This window comes from Limimaricola litoreus, assembly GCF_024159025.1.
Lineage (GTDB): Bacteria > Pseudomonadota > Alphaproteobacteria > Rhodobacterales > Rhodobacteraceae > Limimaricola > Limimaricola litoreus.
The window spans coordinates 1-1,254 of the sequence record NZ_JAMYXC010000152.1; the positions used below are offsets into that span (position 1 = coordinate 1).

Genomic DNA, 1,254 nt, shown 5'->3' on the forward strand with positions numbered 1-1,254 from the left:
TCCTGCGCCACCTCGCCCCGCGCCAGGGCGCCGCCCCCGCAGGGCTGGTCCTGCGCGGCAGCGGCACCGGTGCCGGGCAGCGCGAGCTGGAGGGCATTCCCAACATCTGCAGGCTGCTGTGCTTCGAGACCGCCGATGATCGCGATCTCGTCGGCAGCATCGCCTTCGAGATCGACGACATGACGCCCGAGGAGATCTCCGTCGCGCTCGACCGGATCCGCGCGGGCGAAGGCGTGCTCGACGCGGGCTACACCCTCGGCCACGGGAAGAAATCGCGCATCCGCTACAACGTCACCGTGCTGAGCCAGCCGCATCTCGTGGAGGATGTGGCCCGGCTCTGCCTTGAGGAGACGAGCACCATCGGGCTGAGGCTGGAGCCGCTGCGCCGACAGATCCTCAGGCGGCGCGCGGGCCGGGTGCAGGGGCTGCGCAGCAAGACGGTCGATCGCCCCGGCGGCGCCACCACCAAGATCGAAAGCGACGATCTGGCCGGGATCGCCACCCTCGCGGCCCGGCGCGCGGCAGGCGGGGGGACGGCGGATGGCTGAGACCATGGCTGGCACCGAAGCCGACCTCGCGCGCGTCCTGTCGCGCCACGCGCCGCTCGTCATCGCGGTGAGCGGCGGCGTCGACAGTCTGACGCTCGCCACCTTTGCCGGGCGGATCGCACCCGTCACTGTCGCCCATGCCGTCTCTCCGGCCGTGCCCGATGAGGCGACGCGGCGCGTCAGGCGGCTCGCCGCGCAGGAGGGCTGGACGCTGCAGGTGATCGAGGCGGGCGAATTCGCCGATCCCGACTACCTGCGCAACCCGCTCAACCGCTGCTATTTCTGCAAGCGCAACCTCTACGCCCGCATCCGAAGCGTGACGGCGGGCGTCATCGCGGCGGGGACGAACACCGACGATCTGGGCGAATACCGCCCCGGCCTCGCCGCCGCCGGGGAAAACGGCGTGGTGCATCCTTATGTCGAGGCCGGCATGTCGAAGGCCGATCTGCGCGGTCTCGCGGCAAGGCTGGGGCTGGACGGGATCGCCAGTCTGCCGGCGCAGCCCTGCCTCGCGAGCCGGGTGGAAACCGGCATCCCGATCCGGGCCGAGGATCTCGCCTTCATCGACCGGGTCGAGACGCTCATGCGCGCGGCCGCGGCCCCCGGAGCGCCCGCGGATCTGCGCTGCCGCCTGACCCGCGACGGGGTGCGGATCGAGACCAGCGAGGCGCTTTCGGACGCCACGCTCGCCCGCGTGACCGCGCTG

2 protein-coding genes are annotated in these 1,254 nt (G+C 72.1%); both read left to right on the plus strand.

Translation table 11 applies throughout. The annotated features are described in order from the left end of the window. Window positions 1-548, plus strand: a 548-nt coding sequence (larC2, locus tag NHG85_RS09980) for a nickel pincer cofactor biosynthesis protein LarC2 (RefSeq protein ID WP_253331986.1), incomplete at its 5' end; no start/stop codon positions are given. After that, window positions 541-1,254 (plus strand): ATP-dependent sacrificial sulfur transferase LarE (gene larE / locus NHG85_RS09985; RefSeq protein ID WP_253331988.1); only part of this gene is annotated, 714 nt, incomplete at its 3' end. The genes larC2 and larE, both read left to right, overlap by 8 nt.